The sequence below is a fragment of the Streptacidiphilus fuscans genome (genome assembly GCF_015690355.1).
In the GTDB taxonomy this organism is placed as follows: Bacteria; Actinomycetota; Actinomycetes; order Streptomycetales; family Streptomycetaceae; genus Streptacidiphilus; species Streptacidiphilus fuscans.
This window is the reverse complement of sequence record NZ_JADPRT010000027.1, coordinates 45,098-66,191: the sequence shown is the minus strand read 5'-3', so window position 1 is coordinate 66,191 and position 21,094 is coordinate 45,098. Positions and strand designations below refer to the sequence as shown.

14 protein-coding genes are annotated in these 21,094 nt (G+C 70.0%); 4 read left to right on the top strand and 10 right to left on the bottom strand.

The window, feature by feature from the left end; genetic code table 11:
• Window positions 1-326: 326 nt before the first annotated feature.
• The 3 genes from I2501_RS38215 to thyX all read right to left on the bottom strand — a co-directional run bounded on the left by I2501_RS38215 (window position 327) and on the right by thyX (window position 4,027).
• Entirely contained in the window at window positions 327-2,012 is a 1,686-nt protein-coding gene (locus I2501_RS38215; protein WP_196198709.1) for a ribonuclease J, read from the bottom strand.
• Between the two features lie 117 nt (window positions 2,013-2,129).
• Window positions 2,130-3,029, bottom strand: a complete 900-nt coding sequence (gene dapA, locus I2501_RS38210; RefSeq protein ID WP_196198708.1) for a 4-hydroxy-tetrahydrodipicolinate synthase — start codon at window positions 3,027-3,029, stop codon at window positions 2,130-2,132.
• A gap of 227 nt (window positions 3,030-3,256) precedes the next feature.
• Complete coding sequence (gene thyX / locus I2501_RS38205) at window positions 3,257-4,027, bottom strand: FAD-dependent thymidylate synthase (RefSeq protein WP_196198707.1); 771 nt, start codon at window positions 4,025-4,027, stop codon at window positions 3,257-3,259.
• Between the two features lie 194 nt (window positions 4,028-4,221).
• On the opposite strand from thyX, the gene I2501_RS38200 reads away from it, so the two are divergent.
• Window positions 4,222-4,824, top strand: a complete 603-nt coding sequence (locus I2501_RS38200) for a GNAT family N-acetyltransferase (RefSeq protein ID WP_196198706.1) — start codon at window positions 4,222-4,224, stop codon at window positions 4,822-4,824.
• Here I2501_RS38200 and I2501_RS38195 read toward each other — a convergent pair.
• The 7 genes from I2501_RS38195 to I2501_RS38165 form a co-directional block, all read right to left on the bottom strand.
• The gene (locus tag I2501_RS38195; protein ID WP_196198705.1) at window positions 4,793-5,242 is read right to left on the bottom strand and encodes a tetratricopeptide repeat protein; all 450 of its coding nucleotides are present in this window, start codon (window positions 5,240-5,242) and stop codon (window positions 4,793-4,795) included. The two genes, I2501_RS38200 and I2501_RS38195, sit on opposite strands and share 32 nt — an antisense overlap.
• Before the next feature lie 7 nt (window positions 5,243-5,249).
• Window positions 5,250-6,008 (bottom strand): 4-hydroxy-tetrahydrodipicolinate reductase, encoded by a 759-nt coding sequence (gene dapB, locus I2501_RS38190; protein WP_196198704.1) that lies wholly within the window; start codon window positions 6,006-6,008, stop codon window positions 5,250-5,252.
• Window positions 6,009-6,079: 71 nt separating this feature from the next.
• Window positions 6,080-7,438, bottom strand: a complete 1,359-nt coding sequence (locus I2501_RS38185; RefSeq protein ID WP_196198703.1) for a M16 family metallopeptidase — start codon at window positions 7,436-7,438, stop codon at window positions 6,080-6,082.
• A gap of 96 nt (window positions 7,439-7,534) precedes the next feature.
• A complete protein-coding gene (locus tag I2501_RS38180) occupies window positions 7,535-9,736 on the bottom strand; it encodes a polyribonucleotide nucleotidyltransferase (protein ID WP_196198715.1) in 2,202 nt (733 codons plus the stop codon).
• A 392-nt stretch (window positions 9,737-10,128) separates the two neighbouring features.
• Window positions 10,129-10,419 carry a 30S ribosomal protein S15 gene (rpsO, locus tag I2501_RS38175; RefSeq protein WP_196198702.1) on the bottom strand — a complete coding sequence of 97 codons (291 nt, stop codon included), beginning with the start codon at window positions 10,417-10,419 and terminating at the stop codon, window positions 10,129-10,131.
• A 112-nt stretch (window positions 10,420-10,531) separates the two neighbouring features.
• A complete protein-coding gene (gene eccD / locus I2501_RS38170; protein ID WP_196198701.1) occupies window positions 10,532-11,971 on the bottom strand; it encodes a type VII secretion integral membrane protein EccD in 1,440 nt (479 codons plus the stop codon).
• A gap of 281 nt (window positions 11,972-12,252) precedes the next feature.
• Window positions 12,253-13,116: a LysR substrate-binding domain-containing protein gene (locus I2501_RS38165; protein WP_196198700.1), complete on the bottom strand. Its 864-nt coding sequence runs from the start codon at window positions 13,114-13,116 to the stop codon at window positions 12,253-12,255.
• Between the two features lie 105 nt (window positions 13,117-13,221).
• On the opposite strand from I2501_RS38165, the gene I2501_RS38160 reads away from it, so the two are divergent.
• The 3 genes from I2501_RS38160 (at window position 13,222) to I2501_RS38150 (ending at window position 21,076) form a co-directional block, all read left to right on the top strand.
• Window positions 13,222-15,147, top strand: a complete 1,926-nt coding sequence (locus I2501_RS38160) for an alkyl/aryl-sulfatase (protein ID WP_196198699.1) — start codon at window positions 13,222-13,224, stop codon at window positions 15,145-15,147.
• Window positions 15,148-15,261: 114 nt separating this feature from the next.
• Window positions 15,262-19,212 carry a type VII secretion protein EccCa gene (eccCa, locus tag I2501_RS38155; protein WP_196198698.1) on the top strand — a complete coding sequence of 1,317 codons (3,951 nt, stop codon included), beginning with the start codon at window positions 15,262-15,264 and terminating at the stop codon, window positions 19,210-19,212.
• 430 nt (window positions 19,213-19,642) lie between these two features.
• Window positions 19,643-21,076, top strand: a complete 1,434-nt coding sequence (locus I2501_RS38150; RefSeq protein WP_196198697.1) for an APC family permease — start codon at window positions 19,643-19,645, stop codon at window positions 21,074-21,076.
• Window positions 21,077-21,094: the final 18 nt, after the last annotated feature.

Below are 21,094 nucleotides of genomic sequence, written 5' to 3'. Positions count from 1 at the left end.
GGAACGGACGCTTCCTTCGGTCCCGTTTCACCGGGCCCTCCGGGCGCTTCCTTCGTTTTCTAGCTTATCAGAACTTCCGGCCTTCGCTTTTCGCTCCGGCCCGTTCCGACGAGTGAAACTCTAGCTGATTTCTTCGGTAACAACCAAATCCACCAGCCGGTCCTGAAAAATGGCAGCACGAAAACAAATTCGTACGATCATCGGATTCAGGGGTTCGCCACCATACGTCCCGCGCGAAGCTCGCCGCGAGAGAGGCAACTCGGAGAACATTACAGGGCCCGAGCCCCGGAAGCAACTCGGGGGCTCGGGCCCTGTCAAGAGGTTTCTCAGACCTCGACGACCATCGGCAGGATCATCGGCCGGCGGCGGTACGTGTCCGACACCCACTTGCCGAGCGTGCGCCGCACCAGCTGCTGGATCTGGCGGGGCTCCAGGACGCCGTCCTGCGCGGAGCGCGAGAGCGCCTCCTGGATCTTCTCGATCGCCGGGGCGAACGCCTCGTCGTCGATGCCGGAGCCGCGTGCCTGGATGTTCGGGCCGCTGAGCACCTTGCCCGTGGCCGAGTCCACGACCAGGAACGCCGAGATGATGCCCTCGTCGCCGAGGATGCGACGGTCCTTGAGCGAACCCTCGCCGATCTCGCCGACCGACAGTCCGTCGACGTAGACGTACCCGGCCTGCACCTTGCCCGCGATCCGGGCGACGCCGTCCTTGAGGTCGACGGCCACGCCGTCCTCGGCGATGACGACGCGGTCCTTGCGCATGCCCGTCTTCTGGGCCAGCTCGGAGACCGCGCGCAGGTGGCGCCACTCGCCGTGGACCGGCATCAGGTTGCGCGGCTTGCAGATGTTGAAGAAGTACAGCAGCTCGCCCGCGGACGCGTGGCCGGAGACGTGCACCTTGGCGTTGCCCTTGTGGACGACGTTCGCGCCCCAGCGGGTCAGGCCGTTGATGACGCGGTAGACCGCGTTCTCGTTGCCCGGGATCAGCGAGGACGCGAGGATGACGGTGTCGCCCTCGACGATGCGGATCTGGTGGTCGCGGTTGGCCATGCGGGACAGTGCCGCCATGGGCTCACCCTGCGAACCGGTGCAGATCAGCACCACGTCCTCGTCGGGCAGGTCGTCCAGCGTCTTGACGTCGACGACCAGGCCGCCCGGCACCTTGAGGTAGCCGAGGTCACGGGCGATGCCCATGTTGCGGACCATCGAGCGCCCCACGAACGCGACCTTGCGCCCGAACTCGTGCGCCGTGTCCAGCACCTGCTGGATGCGGTGCACGTGCGAGGCGAAGCTGGCGACGATGATGCGCTTGTCGGCGCGGTCGAAGACCTGCTGGAGCACCGGGCCGATCTCGCGCTCCGGCGCGATGAAGCCGGGCACCTCGGCGTTGGTCGAGTCGACCAGCAGCAGGTCGATGCCCTCCTCGCCCAGACGGGCGAAGGTCGGCAGGTCGGTGAGACGGCGGTCCAGCGGGACCTGGTCCATCTTGAAGTCACCGGTGGCGACGACAAGACCGGCCGGCGTGCGGATGGCGACCGCCAGCGCGTCCGGGATGGAGTGGTTGACCGCGATGAACTCGCAGTCGAAGGAGCCGATGCGCTCGCGCTGCCCCTCCTTGACCTCCAACGTGTACGGCCGGATCCGGTGCTCGGCCAGCTTGGCCTCGATCAGCGCCAGCGTGAGCTTGGAACCGATCAGCGGGAGGTCCGGCTTCTCGCGGAGCAGGTAGGGCACCGCGCCGATGTGGTCCTCGTGACCGTGGGTCAGGACGATGCCGTCGATCTTGTCGAGGCGGTCCCGGATGGACGAGAAGTCCGGCAGGATCAGGTCGACGCCGGGCTGCTCCTCCTCGGGGAAGAGCACACCGCAGTCGACGATGAGCAGGCGCCCGCCGTATTCGAAGACGGTCATGTTGCGGCCGATCTCACCGAGACCGCCGAGCGGGGTGATCCGCAGGGCGTTCGGCGCCAGTGGCGGCGGAGCGCCCAGATCAGGGTGCGGATGACTCAATTGTTCTCCTTCCCGCGCACGCCGGTGGGAGCTTCCTGGCTCTGGCGCGCGCGGCATCGTTACTGCTGTACAGGTACTGCATCACGTCTCCAGAAGTCGGGACGTGGACGTCTGTTGTCAGAGGTGTACCCCGCCTGCGGCGAGATCCTCCCTCAGTTGTTCGATCTCCGCCTCGGTGGCCTCGACCAGCGGCAGGCGCAGCGGCCCGGCCGGGAGGCCCTGGAGGTTGAGTGCTGCCTTGGTGGTGATGACACCTTGCGTACGGAACATACCGGTGAACACGGGGAGCAGGCGCTGGTGTATCTCGGTGGCCTTTGCGGCGTCGCCCGCGACGAAGGCGTCGACCATGGCGCGCAGCTCCGGGGTGACCACGTGGGCGACGACGCTCACGAAGCCGACCGCGCCGACCGCGAGCAGCGGCAGGTTGAGCATGTCGTCGCCGGAGTACCAGGCCAGGCCGCTGCGGGCGATGCCCCAGCTCGCGGCCGCGAGGTCGCCCTTGGCGTCCTTGTTGGCGACGATCCGCGGGTGTTCGGCCAACCGGACGATGGTCTCGGTGGCGATCGGCACACCGGAGCGGCCGGGGATGTCGTAGAGCATGACCGGCAACCCGGTGGCGTCCGCGATGGCCGTGAAGTGCCGGTAGAGCCCCTCCTGCGGGGGCTTGTTGTAGTACGGGGTCACCGCGAGCAGGCCGTGGGCGCCGACGCGCTCGGCCTGGCGGGCCAGTTCCAGGGTGTGGTGGGTGTCGTTGGTCCCGACGCCCGCGATCACGTGGGCGCGGTCGCCCACGGCCTCCAGCACGGCCTGCACCAGCGCTGCCTTCTCCGCGTCGGTGGTGGTCGGCGACTCGCCGGTGGTGCCGTTGATGACGAGGCCGTCGTTCCCGGCGTCGACCAGGTGGACGGCCAGCCGCTGGGCGCCGTCGAGGTCGAGGGAGCCGTCGGCGGTGAACGGGGTCACCATCGCAGTCAGCGCCCGGCCGAAGGGGGTCTCGGGGGTGGAGGTCGGAGCCATGTGTCCAACGCTACTCGTTCGTGAAGTGTGCAGGCACAGTCGGTCCAGCTGAAGGACATGCAGGAACACACGCGGCAACATGCGAGGAGCCCGGCGCCGCCTGCTCGGGGGTTCAAGCGGCGCCGGGGCTCGTGCTTTGAGATTAGGGAACGGTGCGATATCCCGCAAATGGGACATACGGGAAATCTTGCCGAACGCGCGGACGAGCTGGTCAGGGGCGGCAACCCCTACGGCGCGACTCGGCCATGGGTGTTGAAGGCCTCGTGGGTCAGCGGCATCAGCCCTGCCCAGAGCTGCTCCATCTTCTCCGCGACCATCTCGATCTCCCGCTGCGGGAAGCTCGGGACCTTGGCCCGCTCGTCCTTGGTGCGCAGCGACAGGAAGTGCATCAACGAGCGGGCGTTGCACGTCGCGTACATCGAGGAGAAGAGACCGACCGGCAGCACCGCGCGGGCGACCTCACGTGCGACGCCCGCGTCGAGCATCTCCTGGTAGCGGGCGTAGGACTGACGGTAGGAGTCCTCCATCGCCTCGGTCACGGCCTTCTGCTGCTCCGGCGTGCCCTCGAAGAACTCGTACTTCCCCGGGCGGCCGCGCTGCACCAGCTTCCGTTCGGCCGAAGGGATGTAGAAGACCGGCTGCAGCTCGCGGTAGCGACCGCTCTCCTCGTTGTAGGACCAGCCGGCACGGTGCCGGTGGAACTCGCGGAAGACGAAGATCGGCGCGCTGATGAAGAAGGTCATCGAGTTGTGCTCGAACGGCGTGCCGTGCCGGTCCCGCATCAGGAAGTTGATCAGCCCGCGGGAGCGCTCCGGGTCCTTCTGCAGTTCCTCCAGCGACTGCTCACCCGCCGTGGAGACCCGGGCGGCGAAGAGCACGTCGGCGTCCTCGGCGCTGCTGCGCACCAGCTCGACGGTGACGTCGTCACGGAAGCGGGGCTCGGGTGCGTCCGGGCTCGCGTCGGTCTGGTCGGTCAACGGGGGTTTCCTTTCGATCATGGGTCCAACCCTCGCGGCACTTCCGGTCGAATGACGAGAGCCTGCCGATGCTGGTACCGGCACTACCAGGCGAACCCGCCGAACAGGGTATCCGTCACGCCGCCGAACGGGGCATTCGGCCGCGTACGGCTGCCCGGGACATGCCACTCCTCGGTTACACTCGCCCGCCTCATGTCAGTGAACGGGGAGGGTTCATGAGGACGTTGACGGTCCGTACGGCCGCTGAAAACGATCTGGCCCAGGTGGTTCGGGTACGCGTGGATTCCTGGCGCGCGGCCTACGCCGGACTGGTCCCGCCCGCCTATCTGGACGGGCTGGACCCCGGGGCGGCGCTCCCGCGCATGAAGGAGTACCTGGCCGCGCTCCCCGACCGGGACCACTTCCTGGTCGTCGAGGCGGCCCTGGGGGCCGAGGACTCGGCCCAGGTCGTCGGCTTCGTGCTGGCAGGCCCGGAGCGGCCGTCCGTGGAGGTCGCCGGCGGCCGTCGCGGGGGCTTCGGGGAGGTCTACGCCCTCTACGTGCACCCCGACGCCTGGTTCACCGGCGCGGGCGCAGGGCTGCTGGCCGCCGCGACCGAGGCGCTCGCCGCCGACGGGTACGCCGAACTGACGCTGTGGGTGCTGGAGGAGAACCACCAGGCGCGCCGCTTCTACGAGCGCCACGGCTGGCGGCCGGACGGCGGCCGCACCGACCTGCAACTGGCCGGGGCGGTGCTCCAGGAGCTGCGCTACTCCCTGACCGTGTCGGTCGGGGCTGGAGCGGGCGTCAGCGTGCCGCAGCCTCGTGCTGGAGTTTGATGGCGCGCTCCATCGCCTTGCGGGCGCGCGGCGTGTCCCGCGCGTCCGCGTAGGCCACGGCCAGCCGGAACCAGCTGCGCCAGTCCTCCGGCGACGCCTCCGTCTCGGCCTTGCGCTTGGCGAAGACCGCGTCGGCCGAGTCGCGGTCGATGCCGCCGCCCGGGGTGTGCTTGAGCTCGTCGACCGGCAGTCCGCCCTCGGCCTCCAGGATCCGGGAGAGCCGCTGGCTGTCCCGGCCGAAGCGGAACGTCTTCCAGACGAACCAGAGCGCCAGCCCGACCAGCACCTCGGCCGAGATGCCGATCCCGATGCCGGTGGCCTGCCCGCTCGCCATCAGCTGGCCGCCGGTCACCGCGACCACCGCCAGGCCCACCAGCAGCGCCAGCGTGACCACGAAGTACATCACCCGAGCGACCATGAGTGCGTCACTCCCCTTCGAACAGGAACTTTTCCAACCCGAAGGTGAGTCCGGGAACGTCCACCACCCGGCGCACACCGGTCAGGATGCCCGGCATGAACGAGCTGTGGTGCAGCGAGTCATGACGGATCGTCAGCGTCTCGCCCTCGCCGCCGAAGAGCACCTCCTGGTGCGCCAGCAGACCGCGCAGCCGGACCGCGTGCACCGGCACGCCGTCCACGTCCGCGCCGCGCGCGCCCGGGAGGCCGTGCGTGGTCGGGTCGTCCTGCCGCGGCAGCCCGGCCTCGGCCCGCGCGGCGGCGATCAGCTGCGCGGTACGCGTGGCGGTGCCGCTCGGCGCGTCGGCCTTCTTGGTGTGGTGGAGCTCGATGACCTCGACCGACTCGAAGAACTTGGCAGCCTGCTGCGCGAAGCGCATGGTCAGGATCGCGCCGATGGAGAAGTTCGGTGCGATCAGCACGCCGGTGCCCGTCGAGGCGGCCAGCCAGGTCTCCAGCTGGGCGAGCCTTTCCTCGGTCCAGCCGGTGGTGCCGACCACGGCGTGGATGCCCTGGGCGGTGCAGAACTCCAGGTTGCGCATCACCGCGTCGGGGTGGGTGAGTTCGACGACGACCTGGGCGCCGGTCTCGACCAGCGTCTCCAGCCTGTCCCCGCGTCCCAGCGCGGCGACCAGCTCCAGGTCCTCGGCGGCCTCGACGGCGCGAACAGCCTCCGAGCCGATCCGGCCCTTGGCACCGACGACGGCGACCCGCAGCGGCGTGCTCATGTGCAGTGGCTCCTAGCTAAGTGTCTGGTTCAGGCCGGTCACGTTCAGGCCGGTCGCGCTGTTCCAACCGGTCACTGCATGGCCTCGGTGAGGCGCGCGGCGCGCTTCCCCGCCACCGGTCCTATCACGGCGAGCGAGGGCCGGAATCCACCGAGCACCTCGGTGGCCACGGACCGGACGTCGTCGAGCGTCACGGCGGCGATCTTGCCGAGCAGTTCGTCGACGGAGAGGTGGGTGCCGTAGCAGAGCTCGGCCTTGCCGACGCGGGACATCAGCGAGCCGGTGTCCTCCATGCCCAGCACGGTCGAGCCGGACATCTGGCCGACGGCGCGCTTGAGCTCCTCGTCGGTGATGCCGTGCTCGGCGACCTTCGCCAGCTCCTCGCGGCAGATCCCCAGGACCTCCTCGACCCGCTTCGGCTGGCAGCCGGCGTAGATGCCGAAGAGGCCGGAGTCGGCGTACGCCGAGGTGTACGAGTAGACCGAGTAGGCCAGCCCGCGCTTCTCCCGGACCTCCTGGAACAGCCGCGAGCTCATCCCGCCGCCGAGGGCCGCGTTGAGCACGCCCAGCGCCCAGCGCCGGTCGTCGTTTCGGGCCAGGGCGGGCATGCCGAGCACCAGGTGCGCCTGCTCGGTCGGACGGTCGAGTATCTCCACCTTGCCCGCGGTCTTCAGCGCCCGCGTCCCGCCACGCGGCGCGGCCGGCGCGGTCTCCGCCCGGCCCAGCGCGTCCACGCTCTCGAACGCGCGGCGGACCTGGCGGACCACCTTGGCGTGGTCGACGTTCCCTGCCGCGGCGACGACGAGGTTCTCGGGCCGGTAGCGACGGCGGTAGAAGCCGTAGACCTGGTCCCGGGTCAGCGCGTTGATCGTGTCGACGGTCCCGAGGACGGGCCGCCCGAGCGGGGACTCGCCGTAGAGCACCTTGGCGAAGAGGTCGTGGACCACGTCGCCCGGGTCGTCCTCGGTCATCGCGATCTCTTCGAGGACGACGTCACGTTCGGTGTCGATGTCCTCCTGCCGCACGAGCGAGGAGGTCAGCATGTCGCTGACGACGTCGACGGCCAACGGCAGGTCGCGGTCGAGCACCCGCGCGTAGTAGCAGGTGTACTCCTTGGCGGTGAACGCGTTCATCTCACCGCCGACCGCGTCGAGCGCGGAGGAGATGTCCAGCGCGGAACGCGTCTTGGTGCCCTTGAAGAGCAGGTGCTCCAAGTAGTGCGTCGCCCCGTTGAGCACGGGGGTCTCGTCGCGCGACCCGACTCCGACCCAGATCCCGAAGGCGGCGGACCGGACGGTCGGCAGCGTTTCCGTGACCACCCGCAGCCCGCCGGGAAGGACCGTTCGTCGCACGGTTCCAGCACCGTCGATGCCCTTGAGCAGGGTCTTGGTCGTCCCGGGACGCTGGTCCTGAGCCGTCGGCTGGGTCACTCTGAATTCCTTTGGATGGTTGCACTACCCAGGGGCGGTGCATGGTTGCGGCCCGACCCCACCTGAACGGTAGAGCCGGGCCGCAGAGTGCATGTACTACTCAGCGTCGGTGGCGGCGTCAGCCGCCTCCTCGCCCTCGATGACCGGGATCAGCGAGAGCTTGCCGCGCGGGTCGATCTCCGCGATCTCGACCTGGACCTTGGTGCCGACCGGCAGCACGTCCTCGACGTTCTCCACGCGCTTGCCGCCGGCAAGCTTGCGGATCTGCGAGATGTGCAGCAGGCCGTCCTTGCCCGGCATGAGGGAGACGAACGCACCGAAGGTCGTGGTCTTCACCACGGTGCCCAGGTAGCGCTCGCCGACCTCCGGCATGGTCGGGTTGGCGATCTGGTTGATCGTGTTCCGCGCCGCGTCGGCCGCCGGGCCGTCCGCCGCACCGATGTAGATCGTGCCGTCGTCCTCGATGGTGATCTCGGCGCCGGTGTCCTCCTGGATCTGGTTGATCATCTTGCCCTTGGGGCCGATGACCTCACCGATCTTGTCCACCGGGATCTTGATCGTGATGATGCGCGGCGCGTTCGGGGACATCTCGTCCGGAACGTCGATCGCCTCGTTCATCACGTCGAGGATGTGCAGACGCGCGTCGTGGGCCTGCTTCAGCGCGGCGGCCAGGACCGAGGCGGGGATGCCGTCGAGCTTGGTGTCGAGCTGGAGCGCGGTGACGAAGTTCTTCGTACCGGCGACCTTGAAGTCCATGTCGCCGAACGCGTCCTCGGCGCCGAGGATGTCGGTGAGCGCGACGTAGTGCGTCTCGCCGTCGATCTCCTGGGAGATCAGACCCATGGCGACACCGGCGACGGCGGCCTTCAGCGGCACACCGGCGTTCAGCAGCGACATGGTCGAGGCGCAGACCGAGCCCATCGAGGTCGAGCCGTTGGAGCCCAGCGCCTCGGAGACCTGACGGATCGCGTAGGGGAACTCCTCGCGGGTCGGCAGGACCGGGAGCAGCGCACGCTCGGCCAGCGCGCCGTGGCCGATCTCGCGGCGCTTCGGCGAGCCCACGCGGCCCGTCTCACCGACGGAGTACGGCGGGAAGTTGTAGTTGTGCATGTAGCGCTTGCGCGTCTCCGGGGAGAGCGTGTCGAGCTGCTGCTCCATCCGGAGCATGTTCAGCGTGGTGACACCCAGGATCTGGGTCTCGCCGCGCTCGAACAGCGCCGAGCCGTGGACGCGCGGGACGACCTCGACCTCGGCGGCCAGGGTGCGGATGTCCGTGATGCCACGGCCGTCGATGCGGACCTTCTCCTTGACGATGCGCTGGCGGACCAGCTTCTTCGTCAGCGCGCGGTACGCGGCGGAGATCTCCTTCTCGCGACCCTCGAACTCCGGCAGGAGCTTCTCGACGGCGAGGTCCTTGACGCGGTCCAGCTCGGCCTCGCGGGCCTGCTTGCCGGGGATGGTCAGGGCCTGGGCCAGCTCGTCCTTGACCGCGGCGGTCAGCGCCTCCAGGACGTCGTCCTGGTAGTCGAGGAAGACCGGGAACTCGGTGGTCGGCTTGGCCGAGTGGGCGGCCAGCTCGGCCTGCGCCCGGCACAGCTCCTTGATGAACGGCTTGGAGGCCTCGAGGCCGGCGGCCACGACCTCCTCGGTCGGCGCGGTGGCGCCGCCCTTGACCAGCTCGATGGTCTTGTCGGTGGCCTCGGCCTCGACCATCATGATCGCGACGTCGCCGTCCGGGAGGGCGCGACCGGCGACGACCATGTCGAAGACGGCCTCCTCCAGCTCCTTGTGCGTCGGGAAGGCGACCCACTGGCCACGGATCAGCGCGACGCGGACGCCGCCGATCGGGCCGGAGAAGGGCAGGCCCGCCAGCTGCGTGGAGGCGGAGGCGGCGTTGATGGCGACCACGTCGTAGAGGTGGTCGGGGTTGAGCGCCATGACCGTCACGACGACCTGGATCTCGTTGCGCAGGCCCTTGACGAAGGACGGGCGCAGCGGGCGGTCGATCAGGCGGCAGGTGAGGATGGCGTCCTCGGAGGGACGGCCCTCACGGCGGAAGAAGCTGCCGGGGATGCGCCCGGCGGCGTACATCCGCTCCTCGACGTCGACCGTCAGCGGGAAGAAGTCGAAGTGCTCCTTCGGCTGCTTCGACGCACTGGTCGCGGAGAGGACCATGGTGTCGTCGTCGAGATAAGCGACCGCCGAACCGGCGGCCTGCTTGGCAAGGCGGCCGGTCTCGAAGCGGATGGTGCGGGTGCCGAAGCTGCCGTTGTCGATGACGGCCACGGCCTCGTGCATGGTGTTGTCTTCCACCCGGAAGATCTCCTTCTTTTGTCCTCTAGGTGGAGCGCCCCCGCGCTTGTCCTGAGTCTCACGGCCTGGACCTGGCCGGTCTTCGATCGAAGCTGCCGGGCGGAGCACGCGTCCTGCGTCTGCTCCTCCGGCGGCCACTACCGAGGACCGGCGCCTGGCTGGCGCTGGCTCGGAATGCGTGTGGACGCTCCGCGTCCGTGCCCGACCGCCGTGTGCGGACGGACACCCTTCCCTTCACACCTTACGCACGGACTCTTTCCCACGCGTGCGTAAGGCACAACCACGCGGTGTGGCGTGGCCGGCCGCGCCGGAAATCAGCGTGGCCACATGTGCCGAAGGGCGGCCCCCCGATTGGGAGCCGCCCCCGAGCGAGGTGACTAGCGAGCGGCGCCGGCGGCACCACGGCGGATGCCGAGGCGGTCCACCAGGGTGCGGAAGCGCTCGATGTCGGTCTTGGCCAGGTACTGCAGCAGGCGACGGCGCTGACCGACCAGAAGCAGCAGACCACGACGGGAGTGGTGGTCGTGCTTGTGGAACTTGAGGTGCTCGGTCAGGTCCGAGATGCGGCGGGAGAGCAGCGCGATCTGCACCTCGGGGGAGCCGGTGTCGCCCTCCTTCTGGCCGTACTCGGCGATGATCTGCTTCTTGACGTTCTGGTCGAGGGCCACGCCCACTCCTTAGGTGTTCGGTTGCCGAGCGCCCCTGGTCTGCTTCACAGGTTCTGATGTACTCGGCGGGCGGGACGGTCCACAGGGGAGTCCCGGCGGACCAGCCTACCAGTCAGCCGGTGAGGCCCCTGACCGTCGAGTAGATGTCCAGGACGGCCAGCGCCAGCGGGATCAGCGCGGCCAGCGTCAGGCCGTCGATCACGTCGAGCAGGCGACCCCAGAACGGCGAGACGCCCTTCTCCGGGACCACCAGCGCGATCGCGACCAGGATCGCGGCGCCCGCGCCGATGCCCGCGGCCATGATCAGCGTGCGGATGTCGATCGCCGACGAGTTGCGCATGTTCATGTAGAGGAACAGCGGCATGTGCAGCGCGATGCCCACGACCAGCAGCGCGAGGCTGCCGAGGCCGGACGCCAGCAGGCACATGACCTGCGAGGTGTGGCGGAACAGGCGGGCCCGCATCATCGTCGAGACGCCGAGGGCGAGCGCCAGCAGCTCCGGCCAGGTGCTGTCGGTGAAGGCCAGCACGACGCAGCTGCCGAGGACGACGGCGGCGCAGCCGCCGACCATGCCGACCAGCAGCTCGTGACCGCGACGCGCCTGCATGGCGATCCGCTTGAGGTCGACCGGCTCGGGCTCCTCGTTGCGTGCGCTGGAACCGCTCTGGGTCGGCGCGTGGAAGCCGACGGGCAGCCGGGCGAAGCGCGAGGAGAGCGAGGGCAGGAAGCCCATCAGCCCGACGGCGACGACCGCGGACCCCGCCGCGACCTCGGTCGCCGAGGCGTTGGTGAGCACGCCCGCGAAGGTCGACAGCGTGCCGACGGCGGAGACCAGCGCGGCGGCGACGAAGACCGCGTCACCGGCCGGCATCAGCGCGGCGAGCAGCACGGAGGCGAGCAGCACCACGATGCAGCCGACCAGGAACTGGATCCGGCCGGGCCCCTGCATCTGACCGGGCGAGACGATGCCCGTACCGGCGAGCAGGGCCAGCGGCAGCGAGGCCAGGCCGAGGGCGAGCGCGGAGCCGCGGTCGTCGTAGACGCGCGCCCGCACGCCGGAGAGCGCGATCAGGACGACGGCGCTGACGCCGGCGATCACGCCGGGCAGGCTGTGCATGTCGTGCGTCAGGTCCGAGAACCAGAGCGCGAAGCCGAGCAGCGCGAGCACGATCACGCCACCGATCAGGCCCGCCATCCGCATGAGGCCCGGACCCCACTGGCTGCGGTCCTCCGCGACGCTGGACGCGATGGCGTCGGCGACGTCGTCGTAGACGGCGGGAGCGAGCGACTCCGCGAACGGACGGAGGCTCAACAGCTCTCCGTCACGCACCTGTTGGGCCTGCAGCGGCAGGCTGCTGTCCAGGACGCTGCCGTCGCGCCGTACCAGGTGGAACCCGGTGGGCGCGCCGTCCGCCTGCTGCTGTCCGGAGAGCCGGAGCACCTCCGGGTAGATGTCTGCGAGCGGAACGTCCTCTGGCAGCGCGACATCGATGCGGCTGTCCGGTGCGACGACAGTGACCCTGCAGAATCCGGTCGTGGCGCTGGTGCTCACGTGGTGGCCTCCCCCTAACCGTGGCTGACAGCCGTTCACCCTATACGGACACGGACATGACGTACGCCCAGGGTTCCCGGGAACCGCTGCTCGGATGTGAACCTTTTGTACAGATCACGGATGCCCTTGGGCTGCGAGGGAGGTTGCACCTCCAGGGGCGCGGGGAACTGCGCGAACAACCACTGATGAGCGGATGGCCCTGTGCGTTCGCCGAACCATCTGCGTGGGTGGCTTGGCGCGCAGTTCCCCGCGCCCCTGGAGGAGTTGCAACTCCCCCAGGGCTACGACTCCTTCGCCGTCTGCAAGAACGCCTCCGCCGCAGGCGGGAGGGTGCCGGGGCGGCGGAGGAGCGCCAGCGTCCGGCTGACCGGTGGGGTGAGGGCGCGGACGACCGCGCCGCGCGGTGCGAGCGTGGGTGGGGCGATCACGGCGAGGCCGCCGGAGGCGATCAGCGGGCCGACGGCCTCGCGGTACGCGGACTCCACCGCGATGGTGGGCGTCACGCCCGCCTCCGCGAAGAGGCCGTCGGTCATCTCCCGCCAGGCGGTGCCCGGCGCGCCCACCGCCATGGGCAGGCCAGCGAGTTCGGCCAGGGTCACCGGCTCCTCGCCGGACCCGCACTCCGCGCCCGGCGGGAGGATCGCCGCCATCTCGACCTCCCGGAGCGGCTCGACGACGAGCCCCTGGCTCTCCGCGACCGGCACGTAGGACAGGCCCAACTGCGCGTCGCCCTCGCGCAGGTCGCGGGCGAGGAACGGCGGGCGGCGCGGTTCGACGAGGCGGACGGTGACCGCCGGATGGCGCCTGCGGAAGCGGGCCGTGAGCTCGCCCGCCGCGTCGACCGCCGCGGGCTGGACGACCAGGTCGACCCGGCCCGCGACCAGGCCCACCACCGAGGCGACCGCCTCCCGCGCCGCGACGAGGTCCAGGGCCACCCGCCGGGCGGGCCCGACCAGCGCCTCGCCCGCCGAGGTGAGCACCACGCCGCGTCCGGCGCGTTGGAACAGCCGTGCGCCGAGCTCGCGTTCCAGCGCGCGAATCGCCTGGGAGAGGGAGGGCTGCGCCAGATGCAGTGCGTCAGCCGCGCGGGTGAAGCCGCCGTGTTCGACGACCGCGAGGAAGTAGTCGAGTTGCCGTGCGTCCATGCCCCCACCCTGTCATCACCCCGCCACGACCCATAGGACCGACCTATGGATCCGGTGCACAACGCGTATTGGACGCCTTGCTGACCGCCCGGCGTTACTGGTGCGATGACGACCGACCCGCGCGCCCCGAAGGGCGCCACCGAGGCCACCCGCGCGGCGCACGCCGCCCTCGCCGCGCGACTGCGGCTCGACGACCGCGCCGACTTCGAGCGTGCCGAACGCGGCCTGCTGGCGCGGACCGAGGACGACGCGATACTGAACGCCTTCGGGCTGCCGAGCTGGGACTTCACCGCCAACCGTGCGCTCGCCGCGACACCTGCGGCGCCGGAGACGGTCAACCCCTCGCTGTGGCGGCAGGCCCGGCTCAACGCGGCGCACGGGCTCTACGAGGTGACCGAGGGGATCTACCAGGTCCGCGGCTACGACCTCGCGAACATCACCTTCGTGCGCGGCGAGCGCGGCTGGATCGTGATCGACCCGCTGACCGCCGCCGAGACCTCCGCCGCCGCGCTGGCCGCGGTGACCGCGCACTTCGGCGAACTCCCCGTCACCGCCGTGGTCTACACGCACTGCCATGTCGACCACTTCGCCGGCATCCGCGGTGTGGTGAGCGACGAGGACGTGGCGTCGGGCCGGGTCCGCGTCATCGGCCCCGAGGGGTTCCTGCAGCACGCCGTCAGCGAGAACGTGATCGCGGGGACCGCGATGAGCCGCCGCGCGCTGTACATGTACGGGATGCTGCTGCCCAAGGGCGCGCACGGGCACGTCGACACCGGCCTCGGCCGGGCCGTCGCGGGCGGGACCTGGGGGCTGGTGCCGCCGACCGAGACCGTGTCGGAGACCGGGACCGAGCTGGTGGTCGACGGCGTCCGGATGGTCTTCCAGGTGACGCCCGGCACGGAGGCTCCGGCCGAGATGAACTTCCTCTTCCCCGACCACCGCGCGCTCTGCCTCGCCGAGAACTGCTCGGCGGTGCTGCACAACCTCTACACCCCGCGTGGCGCGGAGGTGCGCGACGCGCTCGCCTGGTCCGGCTACATCGACGAGGCGCTGCGCGACCACGCGCCCGCCGCCGACGTCGTCTTCGCCTCGCACCACTGGCCGCGCTGGGGCGCGGAGGACATCACCGCGTACCTGACCAAGCAGCGCGACGCGTACCGCTACCTGCACGACCAGACCATGCGGCTGGCCAACCAGGGCCTGGTCGCGACCGAGATCGCCGAGCAGCTGGAGCTGCCGCCGGGGCTGGCCGACGAGTTCTTCCTGCGGGACTACTACGGCACGGTCAACCACAACGCCAAGGCCGTCTACCAGAAGTACCTGGGCTGGTTCGACGCCAACCCGGCCCACCTGCACCCGCTTCCGCCGGTCGAAGCGGCGCGGAAGTACGTGGTGTACATGGGCGGAGCCGAGGCCGTCCTGGAACGGGCCAGGGAGGACTTCGCCAAGGGCGAGTACCGCTGGGTGGCCGAGGCGGTCAACCACGTGGTCTTCGCCGACCCGTCCCACCAGGATGCGCGGCTGCTGCAGGCCGACGCCCTGGAGCAGCTGGGCTACCAGGCCGAGTCGGGGCCGTGGCGCGACTTCTACCTGACCGGCGCGCTCGAACTCCGGCAGGGCACACCGGAGTTGCCGGGGCTACGCAACCCGGTCCAGCCGGACGTGCTGCGCGGGATGCCGGGTTCGATGCTGCTGGACTACCTGGCGGTCCGCCTTGACGGCCCGCGTGCGGCCGGGCGGGCGCTCCGGCTGGAACTGCGCCTTGTCGACGCGGGCACCGCGCATCTGGTCGAGCTCTCCCACGGCACGCTGCATCACCGCGTCTGCGCGCCGGGCACGGTGACGGAACCGGACGCCGTCGTGTCCCTCACCCGTGCCGCGCTGGCTGGGCTCGCGGACGACGCCACGACGTTTCCGGAACTGCTGAGTGATCGAACGATCGAGGTGCTGGACGGACGATCGGATGCCCTTTCGGACTTGCTCGAACTGCTCGTGACGTTCGATCTGTTCTTCCCCGTGATCGAGCGGTGAGCGTGGACCGATAGGATCGCCGCCTGCGGACAGCGGTGCCAGGGGGCGCAAGCGCCTGCCGGTCACCGGGGGACTAGGGGCCGATCCGGCCCGAGGGACAAGGCTGGTGCCGATTTGAGTGTGGTGACCGTCAAGCGACCGCCAAGGGCGTACCCCCCGGCGGTTCCGACCGAGGACGTGAGGCTGGAGTCTCCTCCGGAGCTCCCTCGCGACGACGGTCAGGCCTGGTGGCAGTCGTTGCTGCCGATGTTGGCGACGGCCGGTTCTGCGGCCTTCTTCTTCATGCCCGGCGCCCAGACCATGATGAAGGTCATGGGCGGTCTGATGGTCGCCTCCACGGTGGCCATGGCCATCGCGCAGCTGAACCAGCAGCGGCGCGGAGGCGGCGGCAGCATCGACGACGAGCGCAGCGACTACCTCAAGTACCTGTCGCAGGTGCGCAAGCAGGTCCGTCGTACCGCGACGCTGCAGCGTGACTCACAGCTGTTCACGCACCCGCAGCCGGACCAGCTCTGGTCGGTCGTCGCCGACGGCCGCCGGCTCTGGGAGCGCCGCCCGAGCGACCCCGACTTCGCCCAGGTGCGCGTCGGCCGCGGGCCGCAGCAGTTGCTCACCCGGCTGGTGCCGCCGCAGACCGCGCCGGTCGACGAGCTGGAGCCGCTGACGGCCGAGGCGATGAAGACCTTCCTGTCGTCGCACAGCACGCTGCCCGACCTGCCGCTGGCGGTCTCGCTGCGCGCCTTCTACCACCTGAGCGTCTCCGGCGACCCGGACACGGTCTACGGGACGCTGCGGTCGATACTCGCGCAGCTGACCACGCTGCACTCCCCCGACGACCTGGTCGTCGGCGTCGCCGCCGCGCCCGGTGCGCTGCCGGACTGGGAGTGGGCCAAGTGGCTCCCGCACACCCAGCACCCCCGGGAGACCGACGGCGCCGGCTCGCTGCGGATGCTCTGCACCTCGCTGGACGAGCTGGAGGAGCTGCTCGGCGAGGAGCTCTCCGGCCGCGCCCGGTTCCACCGCGACTCGGCGCCGGTCCCGGACCAGAAGCACCTCGTGGTGGTGCTGGACGGCGCGGCCGTCGGCGCCGACTCGGTGCTCGCGAACGGCGACGGCCTGCAGGGCGTCACCGTGATCGAGGTGGTCCCCGGCGACATGGACGAGCCGCGCGGCGCGCTGTCCATCACGGTCACCCCCGACCAGATGCAGCTCCGCTCCGCCTCCGGCGCGGTCTACAGCGGTTCGCCGGACATCCTGTCGGCCTGGCAGGCGGAGGCGCTGGCCCGCCAGCTCGCACCGCTGCGCCTGTCGGCGGGCGGCGACGACGAGCCGCTGCTGGCCAACCTCGACTTCACCGACCTGATGGGCGTCGGCGACGCCGCCTCGGTCGACACCGCCCGCACCTGGCGTCCGCGCCCGGTGAACGAGCGGCTGCGCGTCCCGATCGGTCTGGGCGCGGGCGGCGAGCCCGTGGTCCTGGACCTCAAGGAGGCCGCACTCGAGGGCATGGGCCCGCACGGCCTCTGTGTCGGCGCCACCGGTTCCGGCAAGTCGGAGCTGCTGCGCACCCTGGTGCTCGGTCTCGCGCTGACGCACTCGTCGGAGACGCTGAACTTCGTCCTCGCCGACTTCAAGGGTGGTGCGACCTTCGCCGGTATGGCGGACATGCCGCACACCTCCGCGATCATCACCAACCTGGCCGAGGAACTCACCCTGGTCGACCGCATGCGCGACTCGATCACCGGTGAGCTGAACCGCCGTCAGGAACTGCTGCGCGCGGCGGGCAACTTCGCCAACATCCACGACTACGAGCGGGCCCGCGCCGCCGGCGCCCCGCTGGAGCCGCTGCCCTCGCTGCTGCTGATCATCGACGAGTTCAGCGAGCTGCTCACGGCCAAGCCGGACTTCATCGAGATGTTCATCCAGATCGGCCGTATCGGCCGATCGCTGGGCGTGCACCTGCTGCTCGCCTCGCAGCGCCTCGAAGAGGGCAAGCTGCGCGGCCTGGACACCTATCTCTCCTACCGCATCGGTCTGCGCACCTTCTCGGCCGCCGAGTCGCGCGCCGCGCTGGGTGTGCCGGACGCGTACCACCTGCCGCCGGTCCCCGGCGTCGGGTACCTCAAGTTCGGCACCGACGTGATGGCTCAGTTCAAGGCCGCCTACGTCTCCGGCCCCTACCGGGCGGGCAGTGCGCAGACGTCGTCCGGCCGGGTGCGGAAGGCGCTGCCGGTGCTGTTCACCGGCTCGCCGGTGGCGCTGCCGCTGCAGCCGATCGACGAGGAGCCCATCGTGGCTCCCGTGGCCAGGCAGGACGACGCGCTCGTGGACACGGTCCTCGACGTGATCGTCGACCGGCTGGAGGGGCAGGGTCCGCCCGCCCACCAGGTGTGGCTGCCGCCGCTCAACGAGGCGCCCTCGGTCGACCAGCTCTTCGGCGCGCTTGCCGTCACCCCGGACCGCGGCCTGTCCGCGCCCGAGTACACCGCGCAGGGCCGCCTGGTGGTCCCGGTCGGTCTGGTGGACAAGCCGTTCGAGCAGCGCCGCGACCTGATGTACGTGGACTTCTCCGGCGCGGCCGGTCACGGTCTGGTCGTCGGTGGTCCGCTGTCCGGCAAGTCGACGATCCTGCGCGCGATGATGACCTCGTTCGCGATCAGCCACACGGCCGCCGAGGTGCAGTTCTACTGCCTCGACTTCGGCGGTGGCGGCATGATCGGCATGCAGGGCATGCCGCATGTCGGCGGCGTCGCCGGGCGGCTGGACGCCGACAAGGTACGCCGGATGATCTCCGAGGTCTCCGGCGTGCTGAACCGGCGCGAGGAGCTGTTCCGGTCCCAGCAGATCGACTCCGTGGCGACCTTCCGCTCCCGTCGCAAGCAGGGGATGCTGCCGGACGAGCCCTACGGCGACGTCTTCCTGATCATCGACGGCTGGCTCAGCTTCCGCCAGGAGTTCGAGCAGCTGGAGCCGCTGGTCGCGGACATAGTGCAGCGTGGTCTGGCCTACGGCATCCACGTGCTGATCACGGCCAACCGCTACGGCGAGGTCCGGCCGGCGCTGAAGGACCTGCTGCAGACGCGCATCGAGCTCAAGCTCGGTGACCCGATGGAGTCCGAGATCGACCGCAAGGTCGCGCAGAACGTGCCCGCCGGTGCGCCGGGGCGCGGTCTCACCTCGGACAAGCTGCACTTCCTCGCCGGTCTGCCGCGCCTGGACGGCTCCAGCAACGTCGAGGACCTGTCCGACGGCGTGGCCGCGTCGGTCCGCGCGATCTCGGACAACTGGCAGGGGCCGCGCGCTCCGCAGGTCCGGATGCTGCCCGACCTGCTGCCCGCCGAGCAGCTGCCGAAGGCCTTCGAGACGCCGGAGCTCGGCATCGCCATCGGTGTCGACGAGAACGCGCTGGCGCCGGTGTACCTCAACTTCGACACCGACCCGCACTTCATCATCTTCGGTGACGGCGAGACCGGTAAGACGGCGCTGCTGCGCCTGCTGCTCAAGGGCATCACCGAGCGGTACACCCCGGAGCAGGCGCTCATCGTGATCGGCGACTACCGCCGCTCGCTGCTGGGTGTGGTCAACACGCCGCACCTGTTGGAGTACGCCGCCGCGCAGCCCGCGCTGCAGGCCTTCCTCGGCGACGTGCGGGGCTCGATGGAGCGCCGCATCCCGGGCAAGGACGTCACCCAGGAGCAGCTGCGCGACCGCAGCTGGTGGAGCGGGCCGGAGCTGTTCCTGGTCGTCGACGACTACGACCTGGTCGCCACGTCCACCGGCAACCCGCTGCAGCAGCTGCTCGAGGTGCTGCCGTTCGCCAAGGACGTCGGTCTGCACATCATCATCGCCCGCCGCTCCGGCGGCGCCGGGCGTGCCCTCTTCGAGCCGATGATGCAGCGGCTGAAGGAGCTGGGCGCGCAGGGCATCGTGCTCTCCGGCGACCGGGACGAGGGTGTGCTGCTGGGCAACGTGCGACCGCAGATCCTCCCGCCCGGCCGAGGTGTGCTGGTCACGCGTCGCCGTGGCTCGTTCACCGTCCAGACGGGCTGGTCGCAGCCGCAGTAGCCGCATCGTTATCCGGACGGTTTGGGTCCAAGACCGCTCGATCCGTAGCAGGCCGAAAGGGCCGCTGAGTGATTCGTCACTCGGCGGCCCTTTTGTCATTGTGCGAAGGGTGGATCTCGATCACATGATCATTAATGCGCGTTAGCATCGATGGCAAGGCTGTTGCATGGCCATGCATTGGATCGGAAGGCGATGGAAGCTTTGAGTCATTTCAGACATATCGCTGACTGGACATCAGATTAGTTGTGTTAGCGAATCCCGGCAACGGAATCCGAAGCAAAACCGGCCTTGACGCCCCGTTAACGGCAGGGTTCCATAACGGGGACCGGGAGCGACTCACAGCAGCACCAGCGACAGCGCCAGGAGGCGATAGCGCTCCCCCGCGACCCGACCGTTGCAGCACCTGATGCACGAGCCGAACGGAACGCCCATGACCGACATCCTGCGCCGCCCAAGTGACGGCACAGCGGAGTCCACGCCGCACATCGAGGCGGCCGAGCCGCAGAAGCTCAAGCGTTCCATCGGCGTGGTCGGCGGCACCCTGCTGACCCTGTCGTGCCTGACCCCGGCGTCCTCGCTCTTCGTGATCGTGCCCGCCTCGCTGGCCGTGATGGGCACCGGCACGGCGCTCGCGCTGATCATCGCCATCGTGCTCTGTATCGGCGTGGCCTGGTGTTACTCCGAGCTCGGCACGCTGGTCCCCAGCGCCGGCGGCGAGTACGCCATGGCCGGGCACACGGTCGGCCGGTTCACCGGCTGGCTCGCCTTCATCCAGGCGCTGCTGGTCGTCCTGATCGTCCCGCCGGTGATCGCCCTGGGCACCGCCCAGTACCTGTCGCCGATCGTCCACATCGACCCCAAGGTCATGGGCGCGATCGTGATGCTCGCGGCCACCGTCATGGGTCTGCTCGACCTGCGCGCCAACGCCTGGATCACCGGCATCTTCCTGGTGCTCGAGGTCGTCGCCGCCAGCCTGGTCGCGATCCTCGGCTTCGCGCACAGCAACCGCTCCGCCTCGGTCCTGTTCCACCCGGAGCTGCCCGGCGCGCACGGCGGCGTCAGCATCGTGACCATGGGCACGATCATCGCCGGCCTGGCCGGCGCGCTCTTCATCACCCAGGGCTTCTCCACCGCGGTCTACCTGGCCGAGGAGATGGAGCGCCCGCACCGCACCGTCCCGCGCACCGTCCTGTGGACGCTGGGCATCGGCTCCGCGGTCATCCTGATCCCGGTCATCGCGATCACCCTCGGCGCCCCCAGCCTCGACGCCCTGGCGGGCGGCGACATCTCCTCGATGGTCACCCAGTGGAGCAACTCGGCCGTCGGCACCTTCGTCAGCCTGGCGATCGCGATGGCGATCATCAACGCGGCGATCGTCATGGTCATCCAGAACTCCCGCGTGCTGTACTCCTCGGCCCGTGACAAGGCCTGGCCGGAGCCGATCAACCGCGCCTTCACCAGCCTGAGCAAGCGCTACGGCTCGCCGTGGATCTCGACCCTGGCGGTCGGCGTCCCCGGAGCGATCCTCTGCTTCGTCAACCTGGACACGCTGAGCGCGGTCACCGGCGTCTCCGTCGCCCTGCTGTATCTGTGTGTGGCCGTGGCTTCCCTGGGTGCACGTCGCGGCCCGCACAAGGCCGCGAAGGCCTACCGGATGCCGCTGTGGCCGGTCGTCCCGATCATCCTGATCGTTGTCCTCCTCTACGTGGTCAAGGTGCAACCGCTCTCCGCGCTCTGCTGGACCGGCGGAATCACCGCGGCGGCGGCCCTCTACTGGGTCTTCTACCTCCGCCCCCGCCCGGACACCCGCTGGATCATCACCGTCCCCGAGGACGAGAAGGAAGCCTCCGAGCTGGTGGACTGACGTCCGTAGCCCCACACC

Excerpts from the sequence above, each read along its gene's own strand:
- I2501_RS38150 (WP_196198697.1), top strand. The coding sequence starts at position 19,643 with ATGACCGACATCCTGCGCCGCCCAAGTGACGGCACAGCGGAGTCCACG.
- I2501_RS38180 (WP_196198715.1), bottom strand. The coding sequence starts at position 9,736 with ATGCACGAGGCCGTGGCCGTCATCGACAACGGCAGCTTCGGCACCCGC.
- dapB (WP_196198704.1), bottom strand. The coding sequence starts at position 6,008 with ATGAGCACGCCGCTGCGGGTCGCCGTCGTCGGTGCCAAGGGCCGGATC.
- I2501_RS38165 (WP_196198700.1), bottom strand. The coding sequence starts at position 13,116 with ATGGACGCACGGCAACTCGACTACTTCCTCGCGGTCGTCGAACACGGC.
- I2501_RS38160 (WP_196198699.1), top strand. The coding sequence starts at position 13,222 with ATGACGACCGACCCGCGCGCCCCGAAGGGCGCCACCGAGGCCACCCGC.
- I2501_RS38195 (WP_196198705.1), bottom strand. The coding sequence starts at position 5,242 with ATGGTCGCTCGGGTGATGTACTTCGTGGTCACGCTGGCGCTGCTGGTG.
- I2501_RS38200 (WP_196198706.1), top strand. The coding sequence starts at position 4,222 with ATGAGGACGTTGACGGTCCGTACGGCCGCTGAAAACGATCTGGCCCAG.
- dapA (WP_196198708.1), bottom strand. The coding sequence starts at position 3,029 with ATGGCTCCGACCTCCACCCCCGAGACCCCCTTCGGCCGGGCGCTGACT.
- thyX (WP_196198707.1), bottom strand. The coding sequence starts at position 4,027 with ATGATCGAAAGGAAACCCCCGTTGACCGACCAGACCGACGCGAGCCCG.